The sequence below is a fragment of the Syntrophus buswellii genome (assembly GCF_046097065.1).
Taxonomy (GTDB): domain Bacteria; phylum Desulfobacterota; class Syntrophia; order Syntrophales; family Syntrophaceae; genus Syntrophus; species Syntrophus buswellii.
The window spans coordinates 2,395,558-2,418,178 of sequence record NZ_CP175563.1; the positions used below are offsets into that span (position 1 = coordinate 2,395,558).

Genomic DNA, 22,621 nt, shown 5'->3' on the forward strand with positions numbered 1-22,621 from the left:
GGAAAACGCCATGGACCAACCTCTGAAGACAAACGGCCGCGCTGCCGCCGCACAATGGATCAAGGAAGCCCTGGCCTCAGGGAAACCGGCCCTGGATGAATGGCAATCAAAGGCGCTCTTCGCGGCCTATGGCATCCCGGTTCCAGCCGGCGTGCTGGTAAGAAGCGAGATGGAGGCCGCTGCCGCCGCCCGGCGGAGCGGGGGCAGGCTTGTCATGAAAGGAATCGGCGCAGAGATTCACCACAAGACCGAAGCCGGGCTCGTGGTGCTCGGCGTCGAGGGGGCCGAGGCCGCCGCCGCGACATACAGCCTGCTGGCAGGGCGGGCGGCAGGCTTTCTCGAGGCGGTGCTGGTGGAAGAGATGATCGCCGGAAACAGGGAATTGATGGTTGGAATGAAACGCGACCCGGTGTTCGGACCGGCTGTGGCCTTCGGACTGGGCGGCGTGCTGACGGAGGCCCTGGGCGACGTGGTCCTGGCCATTGCACCCGTTGACGAACGGGACGCGGCGGAACTGCCGGACCTGATCAGGGCCAGGCGCCTGCTCGGCTCCTTCCGCGGCTATCCCCCGGTGGACCGGGCGGCCCTCACGAAGATGATCCGGGCGATCGGTCAAATGGCCCTGGATCATCCCGAAATCGCCGAGATCGATGCCAACCCGGTTCTCGTGCAGGGCGATCAGCCGATCGCAGCCGATGCCCTGATCATCCTGTCACCGGCCCCTTCATCGGATCAGGGGCAGCGGACATTCAAGAGCAATGTGCGGGCGCTTCTCGCCCCCCGTTCGATAGCCGTCGTGGGAGCATCGGAAGATGTGACGAAATGGGGCGGATCGGCCCTGCGCAACATCCTGGACGGAGGCTATTCGGGAAAGGTGTATCCCGTCAATGCGCGGGGAGGCGTTTTCTTCGGTCTCCAGGCATCTGAGAGCCTGGAGGCGCTGCCCGAGGCTCCCGACATGGCCCTGCTGGCCGTTGGAAGCCAACAGGGGGCCCCCATGCTGGAACAGTGCGCCCGTAAAGGGATACCTGCAGCGATCCTCATCGCCGCAGGATTTTCCGAAACGGGGGCCTCAGGAGCCGAAGCGGAGCGGGAGATTGCCCGGATCGCCAGCGAGGGCGGGATCACCCTCATGGGGCCGAACTGCATGGGCCTGATCTCCAACGAGGTTCAACTGCATGCCGTGGGCTTTGTCTCGCTTCACCCGCCCAGGGGAAAGCTGAGCTTTGTGTCGCAGTCGGGCAACATCGGCGTCATGACGACGAACAACTGCCAGCGCCGCGGCATCGGCATCGACAAGTTCGCCAGCGTGGGGAATGAAGCCCAGATCGGCGCGGTGGACGTTCTCGAATACCTGCGCGACGATCCCAACACGGCGTGCATCATGATGTACGTCGAGGGCATCGACGACGGACGGCGCTTCCTGGAGGTCGCCCGGCGCACCTCAGCGGTCAAGCCCGTGGTGGTTCTGCGCGCCGGCCTGACCGAATTCGGCGGCAAAGCGGCGGCATCTCACACCGGCGCCCTGGCCGGTTCCGCGGCCGTATGGGAGGCGGCCGCCCGGCAGGCGGGAGTCGTCACCTGCACCACGGCGCAGGAGGTGGTTGATCTCGGAAGCTGCCTGGCCTGCCTGCCGCTGCCCGAGGGACGGAGGATTGCGGTGGTGACCCAGGGGGGCGGAGCCGGCGTCATGGCGGCGGATGAAGTCGCCCGTCATGGATTGAACCTGGCCGAACTCCCCGCCCAGCTCTATGCCTCTCTCGATGCGATGCTTCCCCCGTTCTGGAGCCGGCGGAACCCGCTGGATCTGGTGGCCTCCGCCGGGGGGGATGTGGGCCCGCGTGTTATCAAGGCGGTGGCCGAGTGCGACGCCGTGGATGCGGTCATCGTGCTTTCCTTCCTGGGCGTTCCCACAAGCGCCACAGATGACCGCGCCATGACCGCCGATGGCGAGTTTGCCGGGCTCATCCCCTGGGAGAGTTCATTCCTGCTGTCCGTGGCGGAGCTCATGGAGTCGACGGGCAAACCGATCCTCAACGTGCCCGACTCCCCGATTCGGGGTTCGGTGTTCGATTTCGGCAGGCGCTACAGCCCGATTGTCCTCTCGTCGCCCCAGGCTGCGGCGCTCGCGCTCGACCGGATGGAATGGTACGGCTCCCGCCGGCGCAACCGCAGCTGATGGCCCTTTGGGTTTGCCGTCCCTACCACCAGCCGTCCAGTTCCTCGATCACCCGCCAGGCGACCTTTTCCCCCTCTTGGCTGCTGCCCCAGAGGGAAAAGACCGTGCGGGGCGAACGGTACCTGCGGATCACATCCCTGAGGGAATTTTTCAGGATATCCTCCGAATCGGTTTCCAGGGAGATGACGGTCTGACTGATGCTTTCGATATTCTTGTCAAGGGTTTTCTCTCCCTTGGGCGTCATTTCCCCCTCAATGTTCTCAAGATTCACCTGCAGCGACCACTTGGCGGCAATGGCCTGAAGGTCCTCTTTCCGGATCGCCTGGAGGGCGTCTCCGGGGTAGTATCTCAGCTTGACTCGATATTGCATGGTTCGCCTCCTCGATCCTCTTTTTCAGGACTTCTTCAGATAATCCTTGTATTTCTGGGCCATCTCCTTTCGCTGCTCCTTCGTCTTGATGAAGAAATCCTTGGACGGCTTCAGATGGTAGGAGAAATGGCGCTGAAGGTTTTCCACGGTCCAGCGGTGCCTGGCAATGGCCTCGGGAGTAAAGACGACCCTGATCTTGCCGTCCTCGATTTTCAGGCTGCCCCTCACCGCGCAGACAGGGCACTCGACGGTTTCCATGTCCTTCAGGATCCGGATATTCCGGTCATGGCAGATGGGGCAGATCCCTTCTTCCCCCTGGAAGGAGGGATCGCCGGTCTGTATGGCCCGGACGACCTGCTTTCCCAGGTTGCGGGACTTCTCCAGGGCATCCTGGATCAGAGGCGCTTCACTGAGACCCTGAACATGGATCAACAGCTGATCGACAACGTGGATCCCCATGGCAAGCATCCAGGTGTTGGTCTGCTGAAAGGCGTTCTGGGTCCAGCCCCGGGTGGCGTAAGGCACGATCACGCCGCCCACCTTTCCCCGGAGGGTATTCTGCTGCATGGGGGCGAATCCGCGATCGATGAGCTGTTTGACAATGGCCGTGGCCTCCAGGATATAGCAGGGAACGCCTACGATGATGCCGTCGCTTTCGGCCATTTTGGCGAAAATAAAATTGGCATCGTCCTTGATGACGCAGTCCCTTTCCTGAAGAAGGCAGGCAGCGCATCCCGTGCAGGGTTCCACGCGATAATCGGTCAGGCGCAGAATTTCGACCTGGGCGCCCTCTTCTTCAGCCCCCATCAGCGCTTCCTTGGTCAGAATTTCCGAATTGCCACTCTTTCGAACACTCCCAACAAGCCCCAGTATCTTCATGCCGTTTCCCTCGTTTTTTTGAACATTTCTATAGCATGAACGGGATGTTGAGTCCATGCTTAAGCGCTTTTCCCCGGATCACCCGGCCGCCTCGCCCTTCCCGTCATGGAAAAACCCAGAGATCTTTTCCGCCAAGTCCCTGCCGATTCCCTTGACGGCCACCAACTCGTCGACGGAAGCTTCCCTGATTGTTTGAAGATCTCCGAAAGACAGGAGAAGGGCCTTTTTGCGGACTTCCCCCACCCCCGGTATTTCATCCAGCAGGGACAGGAAGTCACGCTTCGTCCTCAGACGGCGATGATAGGAAACGGCAAAGCGGTGGGCTTCATCCCGGATGCGCTGGAGCAGGAAGAGGGTTGAAGGCCAGCGGCTCAGGTACAGCGCCTCTTTCCTGTGAGGGAGGTACACCCTGTCCTCACTCCTGTTGACTCCCCCCCCCGGCGGCAGGTCCTCGGCCCGTTCCTTGGCCAGGCCGATGACATCCAATCCCGGAAGAGACAGGTCCTTCAGCACAGAAAGGGCCACGGCAAGCTGACCCTTCCCGCCGTCCACGACGATCAGGTCCGGCAGATTCTCCCCTTTTGAATACCTTCTCTTCAGGGCCTCGTACATCATGGCGTAATCATCAGCCCCTTCGACCGTGCGGATGCGGAAGCGCCGATAGCCCGATTTCCAGGGTCGGCCTTCAAGAAAGGTCACCATGGAGGCAACGGCCAGCCGGCCACCGATGTTGGAGATATCAAAGGCCTCGATCCTCTTTGGAAAGCGGCGAAGCTGCAGTTTATCCGCCATCAGGGAAAGAGACTCCGCGGGATCTTCCAGAGACTTCCGCTCCATCTTCAGACGGTGCTCGGCATTCTGCCCGGCCATCCGGAGTAACTCCAGATTCCGGCCCCGGCGGGGAGCGAGAAGCGACAAGGCCCTGCCCCGCTTTTCCTCAAGGTACTCCCTCATGAGTTCCTGGTCTTCAAAAAGATCGGGAATCAGAATTTCCCGGGGAATTTCCGCGGTGGAATCGTAATACTGCATGAGAAGGGAAGAAAGCATGTCCTTTGTTTCGCCTTCAAATTTCAGCATCGGCAGGGGCTGGCTTCCCAGAATTTTCCCGGAGCGGATCAGGAGAACGCAGACCTGGATGAGCGCCCCTTCCCGGTAAAGGCCGAAGATGTCCTGATCCCTGGCCGTCCTTGAGACCATGTGCTGCTTTTCCAGCGTCCTTTCGATCGCTGCGATCCGGTCACGCAACAGGGCCGCCTCTTCAAAATTCAGCTCCTGTGCCGCCTTCATCATCCTCGCTTTCAGCTCGCCGAGGAGCCTTTTTCCGCGGCCATCGAGAAAGGCGATCCCATCGCGAACCAGTCGCAGATACTCTTCAGGATGAACGCGGCCGACGCAGGGGGCAAGACATCGCCGGATCTGGTATTCGAGGCAGGGGCGGGTGCGCCCGCTGAGCTCCCCATTCCGGCATGTCCGGAGCGGAAAGAGGGTCTGAAGGAACTGGAGGGTTTCACGGGCCGAGGCGCTGGAAGGGTATGGTCCGAAATATTTCGCCCCATCCTTCCGGGGGCGCCGCACCATCTGGAAACGCGGGAAGGGTTCGTTCAGATCCACACGAATGTTGAAATAGGCCTTGTCGTCGCGAAAATAGACGTTGTACCTGGGGCGGTGTTCCTTGATGAGGTTGTTTTCAAGAAGAAGGGCCTCTTTTTCCGTTTCCGTCACGATAAACTCGAGATCGGAAATCCGCGAAACGAGGAAGGGAATCATCGCGCGGGAATCGGTCCCGCCGAAGTAGGCGCGGATCCGGCTTCTGAGATCCTTGGCCTTTCCCACGTAGAGGATTCTGCCGGAAGAATCCTTCATGAGATAGACGCCGGGGGCTCTTGGTGCAGAGGAAATGCGGCTCTCCAATTCCCTGTTCATAGACGGCTTTCGAAAAGGTGCGAGCTTTTTCAGGCTTTGATGCAGGAGGCAAACATCCACATGCTGCCATAGGAGGGGATAAATTTCTTTGCCAGTTTCACGGAATCAAAATGCCGCTTGAGCAGACTGTCCACCAGTTCAATCGTCCTGTGGTCATATTCGGAAGCGCACTGGAGAGAAAGGACTCCCCGGGGTTTCAGATCCGCCTTCATCTTCGTGAAGAGCTGGTCCAGGTAGGCTTTCCGGTCCATGACGATAAAGGACTCCGGGTGCATGGTGAGGTCGTAGATCATGGCGTCAAAGCAGTGGCTTCCGTCAAGGAAATCGAACACATCGCCGATGACAATCTCGACCCTTTCGTCCTCGAAGGCGGAATGACAGATGCTCCTGAGGTAGGTTTTCGCCACGTGGATGACCTCTTCATCGATGTCGATGACAGAAACGCGGCCTGGATTCAATTTCAAGACGTCATAAAGGACGCCGCCGTCGCCTCCTCCCAGAATCGCCACGGAGGCGAACCCTTCCCCTCTTTCCCGGAGAGGATTCACCATGGCTTCGTTGTAGAGATGGGCATCCCGTTCGGCAATCTGCAGATCGTTGTCAAGAAAGAGCATCCGTCCGAAATCCTGGTTTTCGATGACCTTGATGTCCTGGTACCTTGAAATCCCGGAATACAGTTCCCGATCGATGCGGTACCGCACATCAAAACCGGCCGAACTGTTATCATCGGTGATCCAGTTGGTCCTGGCCACCTCGATGGGATTTCCACGGGACACCTCAACGACCCGCGTGGTCCCCGGCAGAAGTTTCTCTTCGAGATAGTGCAGCAGGTCCATCGATTTGTGGCTGACCCGGGAGCAGGTAAATACGTCCACAGAGGCATGGCGGGCTTCCGGGTAGGTGTGGATGGCAACGTGAGATTCTTGAATAACGGCGATGGAGGTAACACCGATAGGATCGTAACAGTGGCTGTTGATGCCGACCAGCCCGAGATTGCAGGCTTCGATGCCTTCCGCGAGGATTGTCTCCAGCGCACCGGGATCGTTCAGGATATTGACAGAACAATCAAAAAATTCTGCAAGGATTTGGGTACCCGTGGGTTTCATGGCTGTCCCTTCATTACTCAATGAATCCCCACGTCACATTTGTGACACGGCAATCAGCTCAGATATACATCAAGAAATTCAAATAGTTATACAGAGGATTCTCACGTAGAAGGCTATCTATATAAAAAACGATTTGCCCTGTCAATAGAAAAACGGGAGCCTGATGGGCGGAAGCCTGCGGGCTGGCTGTGGCCTCGAAATGGATTTTGAAGAAAAGAGTCTCCTTACGCGCGGGATGAAAGAACCGTGGCGCAGACCCCCTTTCGAATTACAGGGAGATGGGTTGCAGCCACTTGTTCGTGCTCCCGTCGTAGAACCACTTGTCCGGAAAACCGCGGCGCTTGACGAAGGTTGGATTTTTAGCCCAGAGAATCAGCGATTCATAGGCTGTCTGTATTCTCCGGAACATCTCCGCGTCGCCCCCGAGATCGGGATGATGAATTTTAACCTGCCGGCGGTAGGCATTGCGAATGATCAGCTCGGGATCACCGCTGCTGAGCTGCCTGGAATCCAGCTTGAGGTGCAGAAGGGACTTTTTCTGGATGGACGGCGTCCGGACTTCATATGGCTTTACAAAGAGAGCCGGACCGCTGTTCCGAACGGCCCGGTCCAGCAGGAGCTTCGAAGCCAGGTACTTTTTGTTGGTCCGCCTCTGTTCCGCCCACCATATCTCGCCCAGATGGTCTGCCATCCGGCTGAAATCATCGGCGGGAGTTTTACCCAGGGTGCGGGGGAATGAAAAGCTGTAAATCTGCCGGGAGCTGTAGGGGATCATGTCCATCATGACCGCCAGTTCGGAAAAGTAAAAGGTCGCGTACTGGGCATTGAGGGCCTGAACCAGGCCTGTCCGCAGATCCAGCTTATCCCGCAAGCGTTGCCGGCACGCCACAGAACAATACTTCCGCCTGCCCCGTTCGATGGTCTCCCCGCAGGACAGGCAGATCTTCTTTCTTTTTTCTTTTATGGTGGTAAGGTCATTCACTTTGCGTTACAGCCTGCCGCCGTGCTACACGTTTCGATTTCTGCGGCCTGAAAGAGACATTCACCGCCTCTTTTCTATCTCTGCCTCGAATAGGTTCCCATCAGCTGCGTTTCGGCAAGGACATGGCCCCTCATTGCCTGCAGCAACTGTTCCTTGGTCGCGCCCGGCTTCAGGCCTGATTCCGCATCCAGCGCGTAGAGTTTGAAATAATAGCGGTGTGAGCCGCTGGGAGGGCAAGGTCCTCCATAACCAATTCTCGACCATCCATTCTTTCCCTGCCGCATGCCGCTGGCAAATTCCCGCTCCGGTGCGGTGCTCTCTCCGAGCTTCCTCGCATCCGGCGGGATGTCATAAACAACCCAGTGCACCCAGGTCCCCATCGGGGCATCCGGATCATCGCAGATCAGGGATAAACTCCGTGTTCCGTCGGGAACCGATTCCCATTCCAGAGGCGGTGAAATATCCTCTCCGTCACAGGTATACTTTGACGGAATCTTCTGGCCGTCCTTGAAAGCGGAACTGAAGATCTTCATCGCTCTCCCTCCTTTCGTTGCGGACAGGGCATGATCATGGAATCCTAGACAAACCAGGCTCATGACCCCGATCAACATCCAGCCAATCCCTCTTCTCATCCCCTCATCCTGCCCCCTTTTTCCCCGGATGCCGGTTCTCCTCCGGCCAGAGGCGGAAAATGCATCGTTTCCTCCGGCAAGGATGGAGGCGACGCCGGCATCCGCAGAACATGGAGCACGCGGCAACACAGCAGACGTTGATTGCCTTCCCGATGCGGTGTCGCAATGAGACTTTAAGATACGAAGGCAGAGTTCCGTTGTCAAATGTTTTCATCAGACAGGCGCCCCGGCGGCCGGTCCGGCACAGGGATGAACTTTCCATTTGACACTCCTTTGTGTTTTCTATATCTTATATCGCAATGAAAGAATGTGGCCGTTGTTGCCCTTTGGTTTCCTGGCAGAATTGGTCGTGACGTTGCAGATTTTCATAACTTCAGAAATCCATCAACAGGAGAGAGTGGAATGAAAATACAGGAAATTAGGAAGATCGCGAAATATTGGGGGATTGACACAAAGGTCGGCCGGTCGAAGCAGGAACTCATCCGGGATATCCAGGTGAGGGAAGGAAACGAACCCTGCTTCCAAACCAGGCAGGAGTGTGAGAACGACTGCCTCTGGAAGGAAGACTGCCTTAAAAAGACAAAAAAATAGCGCACCCTTCCGCCTTTTTTTTCACGGGAAAGGGACAACGATCCGCGCCAAGCCGGTTTCATAGAGATGCAGATGCCAGATTACAGTGAATTTGACAAGAATCCAGACGTATTGTCCCTGATTTTTTATCCCCGGGGGAGTGCCGATCCCTGCCCATCTTACGCTTCTGACGCCATGATTCCCGTGGACGATGGCATTTTTGTCTCCTGTCGCCTTTTTTCCATGGAGCCCTCCAATCCATGGATTCTTTATTTTCATGGCAACGGCGAGATTGCCGGCGATTATGACGAGATTGCGCCGTACTATCTGCAGCGGAAGATCAATCTGGCCGTGGTGGATTATCGCGGCTACGGCCAGAGTTCCGGATCTCCTTCTCTCACAGGCATGCTGAAGGATTGCCATTCTGTCTTTGCCTCGCTCCGCCAGGAAATTGCCCGGCGGGGGTATGCCGGAAAGCTCTGGCTGATGGGAAGATCGCTGGGCAGCCTTTCCGCTCTTGAACTTGCCGCATCCCACCCTAGTGAGATCAACGGCATCATCCTTGAGAGTGGCTTCACCAGTGTCATTCCCGTCTGGCGGAATTTCTTTCTCTTCCTGCTTCCGGACAAAGGGCTCCTGGAAAAAATTGAGCAGGACGCCCTGGCGCTGGTCGGAAGCATCACACTGCCCGCTCTCGTGATTCACGGGGAGCAGGACACGATCGTCCCTCTTTCCGTAGCCCGAACTCTTTATGACGGCCTGGGATCCCCTGAAAAGCAGCTCCTGACAATCCCGGATGCGGATCACAACACGATCATCTTTGCCCACCCTCAACTTTATTTCGGTGCAATCTCAGAATTCATTGCGCAAACAGCCCGATAAACCAGCAGTTTGAACCACCTCCCCGTTTTATCGGACATTCATACTCCATCCCTGGATTCCGCCAACCTTATGTAAACCATTTTCCTCCTTGTTCAGACAACTGGAATCGCTTCTTGACAAGGTCGTAAAGTTGAAATAAGAGTTTTCTATCTTTGCGATCTGAAGGATAAGATCCGCATTTGAAAAGAGTTACATGGAGATACGTAATGAAAGAAATAACTAAGATGTACAGGACAAGGCCGTCTTTCTTCACCACGGTCAGTTCCTGCTTTATATTCGCTTCAGCTTTTCTTTGTTTTTTCCTTCTCCTGCCCGCCGCCGGCCACACAGCGATCACCACAACAACCATCACCTTGATGTGGGACCCGCCAAACGAGAGCAACGAAATCACAGGTTATAAGATTTACAGTGGAACGTCCCCTGGAAAATACGGAACGACCCCCATTAAGATTATCAGCAGCGGCACCGCATACAGCTGCGCCCTTACAGTTTCCCGTGATAACAGCATGCACTACTACGCCGCCACGGCTTATAATGAGGCGGGTTTGGAAAGCGATTTCTCCAACGAGGTCAGCTACAAAGCTCCACCTGCACTCTACAAGGTCACTACTGTGCTGAGAGGCTGCGGAACGGGTTCAATGATTAGAGATGTAGATGCCTCCGTCTTCAATAAATACAGTACCATAACGCCCTCTTATCCTTCCGGTAATTATTTCACGGCAGGATCCAGTATCAGCTTCCAAATGAACCCCGCCTCCTATTGCATAGTTACCGGGGTTAAAGTCAATGGGAATTTGACGTTGCAGAGCTCAAATACGTTCCTTCTTCCCGGTGTTAGGGGAGATTCCTATGTCGAGTTTCTATTTTCTTTCCAATAAATTCCCTCCTGTACTTGGAACGATCCCCAGAGCCATAACGATGTCTTCCGGGACCGTTCAAGCATTTCGTTATTGATCCCGTCTCACCCTTGGAAGATTGTCGGCCGGATCCCCTCACCTCAAAATCCTAACCAGAGATTTATCACATACCGATCCTTTTCCGGCGGACCGGGTCATGATCCCGGCGGTATTTATTTTGCAGGATGACCCTTAATCAAGTCCAGCGCCTTCTGCCGACTTTTTGGGGAAGTTGTCAAAAGGCAAAAAACTTATCAAGGAGTCCTGTCATGAAAAGGAAGAAGATTTATAAACCTTCGGGCAAGCAGAACGTTTTTTCACGAATCCCGTTTCTCGGTCTTTTCGCGGTCTTGTTTCTTTGTCTGTTCCTGGCCGGCCCCGTTCCAGGCCATGCGGCGGCCAATATCACGTTGACATGGGATAAAAATACTGAAACAGACCTGGCTGGATATGTCGTATACACCGGTACTGCTTCCGGCAGCTATACCGAAACCCTGGATGTCGGCAACATGAACAGCGTCGACATCTCCGGCCTTCAGGAGGGAGCAACCTATTATTATGCGGCCAAGGCCTACAACACCTCGGGCCTGTACAGCGAGTATTCCAATGAAGTAAGCTACAATGTTCCAGTCACGACGTATACTCTGACGGCGTCCGGCGGCCCCAACGGCACCATCTCCCCGTCCGGAGCGATTTCCATTTCTTCCGGCGCCAGCCAGACCTTCACCGTGACACCGGCCAGCGGCTACACGATTTCCGGCGTATCGGTCGACGGCGTCAGTGTGGGCGCACCGGCCTCCTACACCTTCAGCAATGTCACAGCGAATCACACCATCTCGGCCACCTTCGAAGCCGTTGCCCAGTACACCATTACCGCATCTCCCGGATCCGGCGGCACCATCTCCCCTTCGGGAACCATTACCCTTTCTTCCGGAGCCTCCCAGGCCTACACCATCATCCCCTATGACGGCTACGCCATCTCCAGTGTATCGGTCGACGGCGTCAATGTCGGCACACCGGGTTCCTACAGCTTCAGCAATGTCACAGCGAACCACACCATCTCGGCCACCTTTGAGCCCGTTGCAACGTACACCATTACCGCATCTACCGGATCCGGCGGCACCATCTCCCCCTCGGGAACCGTCAGCCTCTCTTCAGGCGCCTCCAAGTCCTACTCCATAACCCCCAAGACCGGTTACAAAATAACCAAGGTGACCGTTGACGGGGTGGATAAGGGGGCACTGACCTCCTATACCTTCAGCAACGTTACCGCAAATCACTCCATCAAGGCTCTGTTCAGAAAGAAGTAATGCCGGCCATGGATATGATCGGCTTTAAACCCAATACCGTGCAGAGCCCGGAAGAAAACCAATGAGCGGCAACGGGATACAGGAAAAGAGACCCATCAGAAATATGGCCCGGCACCTGGCCATGTTTCTGATGCTCTCTTTGGCCGCTCCAGCAGCCGGAGAGCCCCCACCTTCTTCGGCTCCTGCGGCTGCCGCCTCATCGGGAAATCCCCGGCAGGAAGAAGCGGCACCTGTAAGACCAGCCGCGGCCTATCCGGGTTCGATGAACGTGACCATCGACTTCGACAACGTCGACATTCAGACGTTCATCAAAGCCATCGGTGAAATGACCGGGAAAAACTTCGTCATCGACAAACAGGTTCAGGGCAGCGTGACGGTATTTTCGCCAAAGCAGATCACAGCCGAGGAGGCATACCGCGTCTTCCAGTCCGTCCTGGAAATGCACGGCTTCACGACGGTTCCCGCGGGCAACATCACCAAGATCCTCCCCTTGAAGGATGCCCGGGAAAAGAGCATTGCCACCCTGACCCAGGAGGAAAGCGCCGGACCTGAGGACCGACTGGTCACCCGGATCGTCAAGCTGAAATACGGCAATCCCGAAGAGGTCAAAAAAGTTCTCGACCCCCTGGTTTCGCGCCAGAGCATTGTGCAGTCCTATCCGCCTTCAGGAATGCTGATTATTACGGATGTCCAGACCAACATTGCCCGGCTCGTGAAGATCATCGACGCCCTCGATGGCGAACTCAACAAAAGCACCGCCACGGTCAATGTCTATCCTCTTCAGAATGCCAATGCGGAAGAGCTGGCCAAGGCGCTTCTCAACCTGTATCCCAAAAGCGTTTCGCCTGGAAGCGACAAGGGCCGGTTCGCCCTTTCCAGGAATGTCCAGGTTCTTCCGGACAAGACGACCAATTCCCTGGTCATCACCGCCTCCGCAGAAGATTATGCGATGCTCCAGGGGCTCATCAGGCAGTTGGATGCGCCCCGCCCGATGGTCTACATCGAGGCCCTGATCCTGGAGGTCGATGTCAAAAGGGACTTGAACCTTGGCACGGAGTGGCGCGCCATGAAGGATGTGAACAGCAGCACCGGTGAGGGGTTGTGGCAGATCGGTTCGGGCGGGCTCGGAAAGTCCGGCAGCTATGCCATTTTGCCGAATAGTATGACCAAATACGCCTCGGGATTTGCCTTCGGGCTTCTGGGAAAGGGGATAACCATCGGCGGATCGCAGTTCGCCGATATCGGCGCCATGATCCAGGCCATCAAAAACGACAGCGACGTTCACATACTCTCCAAGCCGCAGCTTCTGACCATGGACAGCGAAGAGGCCCAGATTCAGGTCGGCAAGAACGTCCCCTACATGACGCGGCAGGAGACGTCCACAACAGACCGGGATTACAGCACCTATGAATACCGGGACGTAGGCGTCAGCCTGAAGATAACACCCCATGTCAGCAGCGACGGCTACGTCCGCATGAAGATCGCCCAGGAGGTGAGCCAGCTTACCTCGGAATCTTCCAGCGGGTTGCCCACCACCTTGAAACGCACCATCAACACAACGGTGACGGTCAAGGACGCCGAAACCATGGTGATCGGCGGAATGATCGGCGACAGCACGCAGCTCGGCACCTACAAGGTCCCGCTTCTAGGCGACATCCCCCTCCTGGGCTGGCTCTTCAAATCCCGGTCAACCAACCGTGAAAAGACCAACCTCTACGTCTTCATCACTCCCCGGGTGATCCGCGACTCGGGAGACTCAAATGGCATTTACCAGGAAAAGAACGACCACATCGAAAAGCTGAAGGACGAGTTTTTCCCTGCAGAACGGAAGAAAGCGACCCCCGATAGCGGTGATACCCATGGACATTGAAATAACCCCCTCTGACGTTATGGATATTCCCTCCAGCCCGGAGGAGGAAAGGCTCCTGGCCCAGGCCGAGGCGCTGAATCTTCCCGTCTGGAATGAGACGCCCGACGGGATCGCCGCTGTAGAATTCGCGCAGCCCGTGCCCCTGCAGTTTCTCAGGCGCCACAGGATCGTTCCCCTGGTCGTGAAGGGGAAAACGTACATCGCCGCCAACGACCTGACGCTCTTCGAATCCGTCGATGACCTGAAGCGCCTGCTGAAGGGATCGGAGACCTCACTGGTTCTGGCACCGGAAAGCGCCATCCTGTCCGCCATCGACTCGCTCTACAACCTCAGCTCCGATCCGGTAAAGGCCTTCGTACAGACCTTCTCAGACGAATCCTATGACCGGATTCTTTCGGAAATCGAAGACACAGGGGATCTTCTCGACGACGCCCATGAAGCCCCCATGATCCAGCTGGTCAACCTCATCCTCTCCCGGGCGATCCGGGACCGGGCCAGCGACATCCATATCGAACCCTACCAGAATTCCCTGAAGATCCGGTACCGCATCGACGGAATGCTCAGCAGCGCCATGGATCTGCCCCGCAAAATTCACGCGGCCCTTGTTTCACGGATCAAGATCATGGCCCGGCTGAACATTGCCGAAAAGCGCCTTCCCCAGGACGGAAGAATCGACGCCCGCGTCGGGGACCGGAGCGTGGATGTCCGGGTATCCGTACTGCCCACCGCCTTCGGTGAACGCCTGGTGCTCCGGCTCCTGGACAAAACCCGTTCCGTGCTGAGATTTACGGACCTGGGATTCAACTACCAGACCATCGGCGCCTTCAACCGCCTGATCCAGACCCCCTACGGCATCATCCTGGTCACCGGCCCCACGGGGAGCGGCAAAACGACAACCCTTTACGCCATGCTCTCCCACCTGAACAACCCGGGGATCAACATCATCACCATCGAAGACCCCATCGAATACCAGATCGACGGGATCGCCCAGATCCAGGTCAACCCGAAAATTGATCTCACCTTTGCCAATGGCCTGCGCTCTATCGTCCGCCAGGATCCCGATGTCATTCTCGTTGGAGAAATCCGGGATAAGGAGACGGCGGAAATCGCCATCCAGTCCTCCCTGACCGGCCATCTCGTCCTCTCCACGCTCCACACCAACGATGCAGCCAGCGCCGTCACCCGCCTGATCGACATGGACATTGAGCCCTTTCTCATTACCTCTTCGGTCTTTGCCGTTGCGGCGCAGCGCCTGGTGCGCGTTCTGTGCCCCTCCTGCCGGCAGCCCTACCTGCCCGACAGGCAGTCGCTGGCCAATATCGGGCTGCCCGAGGACATCGCCGAAAAGCAGCCGATCTATAAGAAGGGCGGCTGCCCCCTGTGCATGAACACAGGCTATCACGGCAGGACGGCCATCACGGAGATCATGTTCATGGACGAGACGGTGAAACAGACGATCCTGCAAACGTCGGACGCCAATACGATCCACCGCGAGGCCCTCGAATGCGGCATGATCACCCTGCTGCAGGACGGGGCCCGAAAGGTCCAGGAAGGCGTTACGACCATCGAAGAGGTCCTGCGGGTTACACGCGTTTTAAAAACCCGCTCGCGAAAGCGGGCTGCCCCCACGGCCGACAGTTGACGGCCTCCCGGTTTTCCGGGAACCAGGATTTCCACTGCAAGAAACCGTTGGAACGAACATGCCTGTTTATGAATACATCGCCAGGGACAAGGACGGCACACGGATCGAAGGAACCCTTGAAGCGGCAAGCACCGAAGCGGCGCGGCAGAGGCTTCGGGACTCCCGCATCTTTCCCGTGGACTGCAGAGAGGCCGCCGGCGGACCCCGGGAGGCCCCGCACCGGAAAACACCGTCCTTCGGGCGGCCGGTCTCCGCAGGCGAACTTTCGGTAACCACCCGCCACCTGGCCACGCTTCTTGCCGCAGGCATGCCCCTTGTTCAGGCCTTGAATGTGCTGGAAGCGCAGACGGAAAACCAGTCTTTACAGGATGTTCTTTCGCAGATTCGCAGGAATGTCGTCGAGGGAGGAAGCCTTTCCGGAAGCCTGTCCCAGTTTCCCCGGATCTTTTCCCCCTTTTACGTCAGCATGGTCCGGGCGGGAGAGGCTTCAGGCACGGTTCCCGTTGTTCTGGAGCAGCTCGCCGACCACGGCGAAAAGCAGCAGGAATTTTCCCGGAAAATCCGTGCGGCCCTCGCCTATCCCGTGTTGATGTTCCTGTTCGGCACGCTGATTCTTTTTTTCCTCATCACCTCCGTCATCCCGGGCATCACGGATGTCTTTGACGACATGCACCAGTCCCTTCCGGCGGTCACGAGCCTTCTGATCTCCTTCAGTTCGCTCCTCCGCCGCACCTGGTGGCTGATCCTCATTGGAGCGGCGGCGGCCGTCATGGCCTGCCGCTTTGCCGTCACCCGGACGGAAGGGGGGAGGCGGTTATGGAACCAGGCCCTTCTCCAGGCCCCTTTTTTCGGCAGGATGAACCGGAAGATGGCGGTGGCCCGTTTCGCGTCCACCCTGGGCACCCTGGTCCAGCATGGCGTGCCGCTGCTGACGGCGCTGGAAATCTCCCGGCACATCACACGGAATCTCCTCATCGCCGAAGCCATTGAACTTGCGGGACGGGACATCAAGGAGGGCCAGGGCGTCGCCCCCGCCCTGTCCAGAAGCGGCCTCTTTCCCCGGATGGCCACGGAAATGATCGCCATCGGCGAACAGAGCGGCAAACTCGAAGAGATGCTTTACAGGATCTCAGACAGCTATGAGAAGGAAACCGCCTCTGCCATCGCCTTTTTCATGTCCCTGCTGGAGCCTGTCATGATCCTGATCATGGGCCTCCTGGTCGGGTTCGTTGTGATTTCCGTTCTGCTGCCCATTTTTGAGATGAATCAACTTGTGAAATAAATTCAAGGAGTAAAAAAACCATGTGGAACAAACGAAAGAACTGCTCGGGGTTTACCCTTATCGAACTCATGGTGGTCCTGGTGATCCTCGGAATTCTTGCGGGGCTGATCGCCCCGAGGATGATGGGGCGGACCGAAGAGGCCAAGCAGGTCAAAACCAGGCTGCAGATGGACAGCCTGGAGGCGGCGCTGAAGCTTTACAAGCTCGACAACGGCGTTTACCCCTCTACAGAGCAGGGCCTCCAGGCCCTTGCCGAGCCCCCGACGACAGGGACACTGCCCAAGGCATGGCGGGAGGGGGGCTACCTTGAAAAGAAAAAGGTTCCCCTGGACGGCTGGGGAAACGCCTTCGTCTATATCCAGCCTGGAACGAACGGAGAATACGACCTCAGCTCCAACGGCGCCGACGGTGAACCGGGGGGAGAGGGAAAAAACAGGGATGTGAACAGTTGGGACAGTGAATAGCCGGGCCTTTACCCTCATCGAGCTTATTGTCGTCCTGGCGCTCGTCAGCATGATGCTGGTCATTGCCCTTCCTGCCGTGCGGGACACCCTGTCGGCCTACCCGGTGAGGACTGAAGCAAAAAAGCTGGCAGAGTGCATCGAGGAAACCAGGAGCCGGGCATCCCGGGAACAGGCGGATTTTCTGCTTTCCGTGGATATTGAAAAGGGCCGTCTCCGGACTTGCCGCGCTTCCGAATCCGCGGAGCCGCCGGATGGCTCCGGCAACGCCGCCTGGACCCTCCCCGGTGGCGTCCGGATCGCCGGCATCCAATGCGGAGGCGGGGATATCCAGAAAGCAGGCGAAGCCCGGATTCTGTTCTCAGGGCGCAGCTATGCCCGGCCCGCCGTCATCTATCTCCTTCGGGACGACCGTTCCGTGAGCCTCACGATCCGCCCGTTCATGAGCAAGGTTGAAATCAGAAGTGAACAGATCGAAGCGCCGGAGGAGGGCCATGACGCCGATAAAGCGTAGTGGAAGAAGCCAGAGGGGATTCACCCTCATCGAAACGATGATCGCCCTGACGATCCTGGCCCTTGTCGTTTCGGCCGTCGCCCAGGCCCTGGCGCAAAGCCTGGCCATGGCGCACCGGATCAAGACGGAGACGACACTTGCCCTGCTGGCGCAAAGCAAAATGGCGGAAGTGGAATCGTCCAGGGAGCTTCCCGTTTCGGACCGCGGCCGCTTTCCCGGCGACTTCTCCCAGTATGCCTGGCAGGTCACCGTCAGAGAAGGCGGCTTCCCCCAGCTGCAGAAGGTGGAGGTGACGGTGACGGACAGCCTTTCAGACACGACGGAAGGCTACCGCCTTTTCAGCTTTCAGTACCGGGATGAAACGCCGTGAGACTTCCGCCTGAAAACATGGTTACGGCAGCTTCCCGCGAGGCGGGATTCACCCTGATCGAGATCCTGCTGGCTCTTTTTATCCTTTCCATTGTGTTCGCCAGCCTCTTCGCCTCCTACACGGGGACCCTGAACATGACGCGGGACTGGGAAGATACGGGGCGGGCCTACAGCATGGCCCGGAGCGCCATGGACCGGATGATCAAGGACCTTGAATCCGCTTATCCGGACCAAACTTCGTGCCCCTTTGCCATGGAGACCGAGGCCCTGAACGAAAAGACGTTCCCCCGTTTGAGCTTCACGGCCTGCAGCCGGACCAATCCGGAGGGGGAAGAAACGCCCCCCGCAGGAATCAGCCGGATCACCTACGCCGTCAGGCAGAACCCGGAAACGGCAGAATACGAACTCTCGCGGAGCGAATCCTCCGACATCGGGGCCGAGTCCACGGGGTCGGATTGCGTCATCTGCCGGGGCCTCTTCGAGCTCACCTTCCGGTTCTATGACCGCGACGGCCAAGAGATATCCGAACCCTTCTGCTCCGAGGATTCCAGGAGAAGGCCGGCAAGCGTCGTCCTGGAGCTCACGCTGGCCAATCCGCAGGAAGGCGGGAAGCCCTTTCACTTCATGACCCGGGTCTATCCGGCCAATCTTGCCTCCCTGGAGTCCTGAAGATGGCTGCTACCCTTAAAAAACACGGTGAACGGGGCATTGCCCTGATCGTTGTCCTCTGCATGACGTCCGTCATGGTGGGAGCTTCCGTCCAGATGATCTCTCAAACGCGGAGGGAAACGGCGGAAACGGCCGATCTCGGCGACGGCCTGCGGGCCCTTTACCTTGCCCGCTCAGGAATCGCATTCAGCCAGGCCCTCCTCAACGCCGAGGATCATGACTACGACAGCCTGACTTCTTCCTGGGCGGATGCCGAAGCCGTCTCGGCCCGCTTCAACGAGCTGTTCGCGGAGGGGGAGGTCTCCATTGTCATCGAGGATGAAACGGGAAAAATCCCGCTCAACGCTCTCATCAACCCTGACGGCAGCGTCAACAAGGGGCTTCGGGACATGCTCTTGCGTCTTTTGGCCCAGCCGGAATGGAATTTGAAGGAGGAGCAGAGGGAAGAAATTGTTAGCCGGCTGCAGGCGTGGATGGCCACGGCCGCTCCCGCTTCCCAAGGGTCCGGTTCACAGGAGAAAACATCGGCAGCGGACAGAAAAGGGCCCTTTCAATTTCCGGACGAGATTCTGAAAACCGGCGCCTTGACCAGGGACCTCCTCTACGGGACGACCGATCAGCCGGGGCTGTGCGCCTGCATCACCCTTTACGGCAAAGGGAAGATTAACATCAACACCGCGCCCAGAGCCGTCCTGAAAGCCCTTTTTCCGGGGATATCCGAGGCGGTAGCGGACCAGATGGAACAGTTCCGATCATCGGAAAATGAAAAGCTCAGCGACCCGGCCTGGTACAGGCAGATCATCGGGACATCCGGCCTGAACCCGGCGTCGGACCTGATTTCGGTGAAAAGTGACGCCCTCCGGGTTTCCTCCACGGGACGGCTGCAAGGCTGCAGAAGAGCGGTAACGGGTGTCCTGGAAAGGGAAGGAAAAACGGAGAAGTTCAAACTCCGGTTTGTTGGGATGGATTGATGAACAAAAAAATTCTGGGCATTGATATCGGTTCGGCCTTTCTGAAGGCAGTCGCCGTGAAGTGCGATATTCTTTCGGGCAGGGTGAGCGTGACGGCATCGGCCCTGATCGACCTGGAAGCCGCCGGGGGCCTGGAATCGTCCCTGGCGAGCCTGTTTTCGGACAAGGGCTTCAAAACCGGGGACGTCATCTTTTCGCTCCCGGCCGGGTCCTGTTCCTTCCGTCATCTGAGCCTTCCCTTTTCCGAGGAGAAGACGATCGATGAGATCATCACCTACGAGTTGGAGCCCCATCTTCCGGATCCCATCGACACGGTGATCGTCGATTCCCTGCCGATTTCGTCCGCCGGCGGATCGACAGAGGTTCTTGCGGCCGCCGCAAAAAGACGGGATGTGCATGAGCTGTCGCAAGCCGCAGTCGGCCGCCGCATAGCCGCCATCGATACCGACGCCGTCCCGGTCGCCCTGAATCTCCTGGAGTCCGACGCCCCATGCGGAACCTGGATCCTGCTGGACATTGGGGCGCGATCCGCCGCCGCCGTATTCGTGCAGGAAAAAACCATCGTGCACGTGAGATCCTTTGCCTGGGGGGCGGATCATCTGTTGGAGGCGGACGGGGCGTCCCCGGGAACAAAACGGAACCGGCTTCAGCACTTCCAGGAAATCGCCGACACGCTTCACCTCCTCGGGGCCAAGGGCCTTCTGGGAACCCTGCCGTCTCATCTCTATCTGACCGGGGGCGGCGCGCTCAGTGATTCCCTGCGCAAAGACCTGGAGGCCTTCTTCAAGCTGCCGGTTCTCGTTGTCGACCTGCTCCAGAGAAGAGGGATCGCCATCCTGGCAAAACATCCCGTGGCCTGGGACGGGCCTCTCATGAATCAGGCCCTGGCCCTGGCCCTTCGCGGCATGACGGTATCGAGGGGCCTCAACTTCAGGAAGGAGGAACCTTCCGCAAAGAGGGAGCCGCAGGGGCTCAGGGGGCATCTTCCTTGGACAGCGATCATGCTCGCTCTTTTTTTCCTTTGCATCGGGGCCGACCTGGCCGTCCATTATTATGCGGACAGCCGGAAACTCGGCATCCTCAAGGCGGAAATCGCAAGGACCTTCAAAGGCAGCTGCCCCGAGGTCACCCGGATGGTCGATCCGGTCCGCCAGTTGGAGCAGAAGATCAAGGAGGCAAAGAATCTCCCCGGGGAGATAGAAAAGGGTCCCCTCTTCCTTGAACAGTGGAAAAAGGCGATGGACACGCAGCCGGAAGATTCCGGGATTCTTGTCACGGGGATCACCTGCAATGCGATCTCCCTGGAAATCAACGGGGAGGCGCCGGACTATGAAGCCATCAACAGCTGGAAAAGCGCATTGGAAAAGGCCGGGTCCTTTGCGGATGTCCAGATGCATTTTGGAGGCGGCAAAGACATGGAAGGCAGAAAAACCTTCAGGCTGAGGATGACCCATGCCCTTTAAAAGCCTCATCTCCTACTGGTCCGGCCTGCGCAAACGGGAACGATATGTTGCCGGTGCAGGGCTTGCGTGGGTTCTTCTTATCCTGTTCTGCCTTCTTGTTCTGATGCCCTTTCTCGAAGCGCGGGACAAGCTGAGCCACTCCATCAAACGCCAGGAAAAGGTCCTCCAGGAGCTGATTTCCCTGGACGAACAGTATCGCCGCCTCAAGGGATCGAAAGCCCCCTCCCACGGAACAGGCCGGGGCGATTCGGATTTCGCTCTGTCTTCCAGGCTGGACGGCATCCTCAGGGAAGCGGATCTCAAATCCCAGGTTCAGGATTTCCAGACGACCAGATCGTCTGTGAAGAACCATCATGTGGTCCGGACGGAGATCAGGATCAACAGGGTCAAAATGGATCAGTTGATGAAATTTCTCTATCTCGTGGAATTGCCGGAGCATGGGATGAGGATCGATCACATATCCATAACCAGAACGCCGGCTGAAACGGAATATTTGAACGCGGCGGTAACCCTGAAAACCTACGGGAAGAAGCCATCGGGGCCGGAAAGGCCAGCCGCCTGATTTTTCCTGGAATTGACGAGGCGTCCCATGCTCAAATCTTTTAACCTGCCCCAGTTCATAAAGGATCATCCCGGCCGCTTTTACCGGATCCTCACGCTGGTTCCCGTCGCCGGGGCATTGATCTGGACGGGATGGGACCTGCTTCACGTGCTGAATTCAGCACCCGGCAAGATCGCGTTAACGCGCCCTCCCCTGGCCTCCCTGTCCGCGAACGATTCCCGGGGATCCGCCCCAGCGCCTCCCTTTTCCGCCTACTCGTCCATCATGGACAGAAATCCCTTCGGCCTGGCTCCCACCGTCAAAGCGGCGCCGAAGGTGGAGCAGCCGCAACCGCCGCCGCCCCCTCCTCCGCCGGAACTTCTTGGAACCATCTCGTTCGGCGATTTAAAGGGATTCGCCATTCTTAAAGAGGCAGGGCAGACTAAGGCGCGGGTCTATAAAATCGGGGATTCGGTGGGCGGGGGAAGAACCCTTGTCCAGGTTACGAGAAACACCGCCGTTTTCAAAAGGGGCGACAGCATGGAAAGCCTCTATGCGCGCAATCGCCCCATGCAGTCGATTGAGCTTCAGGGACGGGGTGGGGACAACTCTCAGAAGCCGCTTGCAGAGCGTGTCGAATTTACGAAAAGCATCGGCAAAATGGTCGACACCAGCCAGATCCGCCCCCACTTCACAAGCGGGAAAATGGACGGCTTCACCCTCGGCCGCATCACCCCCGACAACCCCCTTAAGGCCATGGGCTTCGAAAGCGGGGACATTCTGCAGGGCGTCAACGATCAAATGATCAAGGAACCCAACGATGTTTTTTTGCTCAAGTCCCTGAACGAGGGTTCGTCCTCCGCCAAGACGACCTATCAGATTAAGAGACGAGGACAGCCCATGGTTCTGGCGGTTCCATAAAAAAACGCCCATGCGGCTTCACGAGAGGGGTTCCGAAAATTCCAATTATTCCTTGACAGTTGTTGCAAAAAAAATAATAACCGAAAAACTATTGGAGCCTGGGTGGCGGAACTGGTAGACGCAAGGGACTTAAAATCCCTCGGTCCTTGTGGCTGTGAGGGTTCGATTCCCTCCCCAGGCACCATTAGA

At 57.6% G+C, this 22,621-nt stretch carries 22 protein-coding genes and 1 tRNA gene; 17 read left to right on the forward strand and 6 right to left on the reverse strand.

Annotation, left to right across the window (positions count from 1 at the left end):
• Positions 1–10: 10 nt before the first annotated feature.
• A complete protein-coding gene (locus ACJ77P_RS10980) occupies positions 11–2,179 on the forward strand; it encodes an acetate--CoA ligase family protein (RefSeq protein ID WP_408998243.1) in 2,169 nt (722 codons plus the stop codon).
• A gap of 22 nt (positions 2,180–2,201) precedes the next feature.
• On the opposite strand, the gene ACJ77P_RS10985 is transcribed toward ACJ77P_RS10980, so the two are convergent.
• From ACJ77P_RS10985 to ACJ77P_RS11010, 6 genes are all read right to left on the reverse strand, one after another.
• Positions 2,202–2,549, reverse strand: coding sequence for a hypothetical protein (locus ACJ77P_RS10985; RefSeq protein ID WP_408998244.1), 348 nt, complete (start codon positions 2,547–2,549; stop codon positions 2,202–2,204).
• Between the two features lie 24 nt (positions 2,550–2,573).
• Positions 2,574–3,428: a flavodoxin family protein gene (locus ACJ77P_RS10990; RefSeq protein ID WP_408998245.1), complete on the reverse strand. Its 855-nt coding sequence runs from the start codon at positions 3,426–3,428 to the stop codon at positions 2,574–2,576.
• Between the two features lie 78 nt (positions 3,429–3,506).
• Positions 3,507–5,351 (reverse strand): excinuclease ABC subunit UvrC, encoded by a 1,845-nt coding sequence (gene uvrC / locus ACJ77P_RS10995; RefSeq protein ID WP_408998246.1) that lies wholly within the window; start codon positions 5,349–5,351, stop codon positions 3,507–3,509.
• 29 nt (positions 5,352–5,380) lie between these two features.
• Positions 5,381–6,457 carry an adenosylmethionine decarboxylase gene (gene speD, locus ACJ77P_RS11000; RefSeq protein WP_367361083.1) on the reverse strand — a complete coding sequence of 359 codons (1,077 nt, stop codon included), beginning with the start codon at positions 6,455–6,457 and terminating at the stop codon, positions 5,381–5,383.
• 268 nt (positions 6,458–6,725) lie between these two features.
• The gene (locus ACJ77P_RS11005) at positions 6,726–7,439 is read right to left on the reverse strand and encodes a J domain-containing protein (RefSeq protein ID WP_367361084.1); all 714 of its coding nucleotides are present in this window, start codon (positions 7,437–7,439) and stop codon (positions 6,726–6,728) included.
• 74 nt (positions 7,440–7,513) lie between these two features.
• On the reverse strand, positions 7,514–8,071 hold the full coding sequence (locus ACJ77P_RS11010; RefSeq protein WP_367361085.1) for a YbhB/YbcL family Raf kinase inhibitor-like protein: 558 nt from the start codon (positions 8,069–8,071) through the stop codon (positions 7,514–7,516).
• A 402-nt stretch (positions 8,072–8,473) separates the two neighbouring features.
• On the opposite strand from ACJ77P_RS11010, the gene ACJ77P_RS11015 reads away from it, so the two are divergent.
• The 16 genes from ACJ77P_RS11015 (at position 8,474) to ACJ77P_RS11090 (ending at position 22,616) form a co-directional block, all read left to right on the forward strand.
• Positions 8,474–8,662 carry an SAP domain-containing protein gene (locus tag ACJ77P_RS11015; RefSeq protein WP_367361086.1) on the forward strand — a complete coding sequence of 63 codons (189 nt, stop codon included), beginning with the start codon at positions 8,474–8,476 and terminating at the stop codon, positions 8,660–8,662.
• Positions 8,663–8,734: 72 nt separating this feature from the next.
• Positions 8,735–9,523, forward strand: coding sequence for an alpha/beta hydrolase (locus ACJ77P_RS11020; RefSeq protein WP_408998247.1), 789 nt, complete (start codon positions 8,735–8,737; stop codon positions 9,521–9,523).
• A 206-nt stretch (positions 9,524–9,729) separates the two neighbouring features.
• The gene (locus ACJ77P_RS11025) at positions 9,730–10,401 is read left to right on the forward strand and encodes a hypothetical protein (RefSeq protein WP_408998248.1); all 672 of its coding nucleotides are present in this window, start codon (positions 9,730–9,732) and stop codon (positions 10,399–10,401) included.
• Positions 10,402–10,688: 287 nt separating this feature from the next.
• Positions 10,689–11,729 (forward strand): InlB B-repeat-containing protein, encoded by a 1,041-nt coding sequence (locus tag ACJ77P_RS11030; RefSeq protein WP_408998249.1) that lies wholly within the window; start codon positions 10,689–10,691, stop codon positions 11,727–11,729.
• 61 nt (positions 11,730–11,790) lie between these two features.
• A complete protein-coding gene (locus tag ACJ77P_RS11035) occupies positions 11,791–13,599 on the forward strand; it encodes a secretin N-terminal domain-containing protein (protein WP_408998250.1) in 1,809 nt (602 codons plus the stop codon).
• Positions 13,589–15,241, forward strand: coding sequence for a type II secretion system ATPase GspE (gene gspE, locus ACJ77P_RS11040; protein ID WP_408998251.1), 1,653 nt, complete (start codon positions 13,589–13,591; stop codon positions 15,239–15,241). The genes ACJ77P_RS11035 and gspE overlap by 11 nt, the downstream gene beginning before the upstream one ends.
• A 58-nt stretch (positions 15,242–15,299) precedes the next feature.
• Positions 15,300–16,523 (forward strand): type II secretion system inner membrane protein GspF, encoded by a 1,224-nt coding sequence (gene gspF, locus ACJ77P_RS11045; protein ID WP_408998252.1) that lies wholly within the window; start codon positions 15,300–15,302, stop codon positions 16,521–16,523.
• 20 nt (positions 16,524–16,543) lie between these two features.
• Positions 16,544–16,987, forward strand: coding sequence for a type II secretion system major pseudopilin GspG (gspG, locus tag ACJ77P_RS11050; RefSeq protein ID WP_367361093.1), 444 nt, complete (start codon positions 16,544–16,546; stop codon positions 16,985–16,987).
• Positions 16,980–17,498, forward strand: coding sequence for a Tfp pilus assembly protein FimT/FimU (locus ACJ77P_RS11055; protein WP_408998253.1), 519 nt, complete (start codon positions 16,980–16,982; stop codon positions 17,496–17,498). Before gspG ends, ACJ77P_RS11055 begins: the two co-directional genes overlap by 8 nt.
• On the forward strand, positions 17,479–17,868 hold the full coding sequence (locus ACJ77P_RS11060) for a prepilin-type N-terminal cleavage/methylation domain-containing protein (protein ID WP_367361095.1): 390 nt from the start codon (positions 17,479–17,481) through the stop codon (positions 17,866–17,868). The genes ACJ77P_RS11055 and ACJ77P_RS11060 overlap by 20 nt, the downstream gene beginning before the upstream one ends.
• Positions 17,865–18,536 carry a type II secretion system protein J gene (locus ACJ77P_RS11065; RefSeq protein WP_367361096.1) on the forward strand — a complete coding sequence of 224 codons (672 nt, stop codon included), beginning with the start codon at positions 17,865–17,867 and terminating at the stop codon, positions 18,534–18,536. Before ACJ77P_RS11060 ends, ACJ77P_RS11065 begins: the two co-directional genes overlap by 4 nt.
• A 2-nt stretch (positions 18,537–18,538) precedes the next feature.
• On the forward strand, positions 18,539–19,507 hold the full coding sequence (locus tag ACJ77P_RS11070) for a general secretion pathway protein GspK (protein ID WP_408998254.1): 969 nt from the start codon (positions 18,539–18,541) through the stop codon (positions 19,505–19,507).
• Positions 19,507–20,970 carry a hypothetical protein gene (locus ACJ77P_RS11075; RefSeq protein ID WP_408998255.1) on the forward strand — a complete coding sequence of 488 codons (1,464 nt, stop codon included), beginning with the start codon at positions 19,507–19,509 and terminating at the stop codon, positions 20,968–20,970. The genes ACJ77P_RS11070 and ACJ77P_RS11075 overlap by 1 nt, the downstream gene beginning before the upstream one ends.
• Positions 20,960–21,532 carry a type II secretion system protein GspM gene (gene gspM, locus ACJ77P_RS11080; protein ID WP_408998256.1) on the forward strand — a complete coding sequence of 191 codons (573 nt, stop codon included), beginning with the start codon at positions 20,960–20,962 and terminating at the stop codon, positions 21,530–21,532. Before ACJ77P_RS11075 ends, gspM begins: the two co-directional genes overlap by 11 nt.
• 27 nt (positions 21,533–21,559) lie before the next feature.
• Positions 21,560–22,432 carry a type II secretion system protein N gene (locus ACJ77P_RS11085; protein WP_367361100.1) on the forward strand — a complete coding sequence of 291 codons (873 nt, stop codon included), beginning with the start codon at positions 21,560–21,562 and terminating at the stop codon, positions 22,430–22,432.
• Between the two features lie 96 nt (positions 22,433–22,528).
• Positions 22,529–22,616, forward strand: a tRNA-Leu gene (locus tag ACJ77P_RS11090).
• Positions 22,617–22,621: the final 5 nt, after the last annotated feature.